Raw genomic sequence first — 2,075 nt, 5'->3', positions numbered from 1 at the left:
CGCCTTGTACAACAGGGACACGATCATCCGGGCATGCTCCCAGCCGACGAACCGTCACCGCTGCCACCTGCGACGACGACTTTTCGAGCGGCACACGCCGTGAGGGCGGTGGTGAGGGTGGCCGCGAGGGTGAGGAATGCGGCGAAGGTGATGGCGGCGCGGGTCAGGACGGTGGGGTAGGTGGCGCCGTCAAGTCGACGACCGCCCAGAACGGGCCCTCGAGCGCGGCGGTGGTGGCGCGGCCGCGTCGCGCGGCGCCTCATCGGGCGGCCGCCACGGTCGTCGAGCGCACCCCGTCGGGGGTGAGCACGTACAGGCGGCCGTCGGGGTAGCGAACCTCGACCTCGCCGGGGAGCTGCGGGCGGCGAACCTTCCACCCGTTCTCGTACGACTCCCGCGGGTTGTCCTCGAACCAGCCGTTGCACGTCGTGCACGCGGTCAGCAGGTTGTGGGCCTGGTTGATCCACTCCTCGCAGGCGCCGCCCATGCCGCGGTCCACGCGGTGGTGGATGGTCAAGTCCTGCCGTCCGCCGCAGCGCACGCAGGCACCGCCGTCCCAGTCGTAGACGATCGCCTTCACCATGTCGGTGGGCCCGGTTCGCCGTCGCGCCCCACACGCAGCGCTGCACGCACGGCCGGTCACGAGACGCCCTCCCTGCCATCGCGCGCTGGTCCGGAGGACTGCGCTCTGTGGCGAGATATGGACATGTTGTAGTACATGTCCATGTTTCGGGGGGAGCGGGTGAGGTCACACGGCTCCACGGAGCACACGGACCAAACGCGACCCTTCACGGGAGGACACCGTGCCCGTACCGATACGCCACATCGCCGTGGCCCTCACCCTCTGCTGCGCCCTGCTCGCCGGTTCCACGGCCTACGCATCGAGCGACGGCTCTTCGCAGCGCAATCCGACCGTCGCCGTGGCCTCGGCCGAGCCCAGCCCCAGCACGTCCGCCGAGAAGCAGAAGTTCGCCAAGACCCGGTTTGTGGCGAACGCGGGCCTCGCGGCGGGAGCCGTCTACCAGTGGATCTACAAGCCGTACAAGGCGGGCAAGTTTAAGAAGGGTGCGCACGGCCGCAAGCTGACCCTGGTCAAGGCGGGTCTCGCCGGCGCGTTCGCGTACAACCGCCTGAAGGCCGCCGTACACAACGCCCAGGGCGACCCCACGCTCTCTAAGGCACTGGCCCCGATCACGGCGAGCATCAACTCGCTGAAGAACCTGCCCGCCAAGCTCCGCAAGGGCGACGGCTCCGCGGCCGACGACTTCAACAACGTCATCAACAAGGTGAAGGACACCGGGAAGGACGCGGGCGCCGAGGTCAAGAACAAGGTGCCGTCCCTGTCCGAGGTCAAGAACGGTTCCTGAGGCGGGTGCTCACCCGGGCCGGCCCGACCGCCCGGGCCGGCCTCGAGCCTTCACAGCACTGGTCTCCTCGCCTGCCCGGGCGCCGGACCGCGGAGTTCACGGCCCTGGTGGGCGCGCCTGGGGCGAGGCGGGGAGAGTGAACGGCGGCCGCGTCTTGCGTCGCGTCCACCAGCGCCTGCAGGTGCTCCCAGGTCGGGGCGCCCAGGACGTCCTCGGCGAACCCGGCGAGGGTGTCGGCCCACAGGGCGTAGGGGGTGCCGTGCCGCAGGTACGACAGGACCAGGAGGTCGACGAGGGTGTCGTCGTCGACGATTGCGAGGGTGGCGCGCCGGTCGGCGGCGGGGGCCGCGGTTAGGTGCTCGAGCTGCTCGAGGCGGGCGAGCCAGTCGGGGACGCCGGTCGTGCGGGTGCACAGGCCGGAGTCGACGATGTTCCGGGCGCGGGTCGCAAGGCCGGCGATCCGGGTGCGGGGCGGTGCGGCTGTCGGGAGCATGGCCGCGGACCGTACGAACGGGCGTGGCTACCGTCGCGCGCTGCGCCAGGGCGGGAAATCGCGGGGGGATCTCTTCTCGTACCGATTGCGTACCCCGGCGCAGTTGGGGACCAGGTTCCTCTAGTAGATCGTCGCGGCTAAGTGTTGTTCTGGTTGGTGGAGTTGGGGTCGGGCAAGCTCCCCTTGTCGCTTCCGTTCGGCCGGGCAGGGGTGCC

Annotated in this window: 3 protein-coding genes; 1 reads left to right on the top strand and 2 read right to left on the bottom strand. The window is 70.3% G+C overall.

The window, feature by feature from the left end:
- Window positions 1–259 precede the first annotated feature (259 nt).
- Complete coding sequence (locus tag ACIBJF_RS53125) at window positions 260–583, bottom strand: HNH endonuclease (protein ID WP_399185072.1); 324 nt, start codon at window positions 581–583, stop codon at window positions 260–262.
- Window positions 584–803: 220 nt separating this feature from the next.
- On the opposite strand from ACIBJF_RS53125, the gene ACIBJF_RS53120 reads away from it, so the two are divergent.
- Window positions 804–1,367, top strand: coding sequence for a hypothetical protein (locus tag ACIBJF_RS53120; protein WP_399185071.1), 564 nt, complete (start codon window positions 804–806; stop codon window positions 1,365–1,367).
- Here the strand turns inward: ACIBJF_RS53120 and ACIBJF_RS53115 are convergent.
- Entirely contained in the window at window positions 1,351–1,860 is a 510-nt protein-coding gene (locus ACIBJF_RS53115; protein ID WP_399185070.1) for a hypothetical protein, read from the bottom strand. The two genes, ACIBJF_RS53120 and ACIBJF_RS53115, sit on opposite strands and share 17 nt — an antisense overlap.
- Window positions 1,861–2,075 lie beyond the last annotated feature (215 nt).

It is taken from the genome of Streptomyces sp. NPDC050743 (genome assembly GCF_044456925.1).
Classification (GTDB): Bacteria; Actinomycetota; Actinomycetes; order Streptomycetales; family Streptomycetaceae; genus Streptomyces.
Note: the sequence above shows the minus strand (reverse complement) of the source record. Positions and strands in the feature narration are given on the sequence as shown.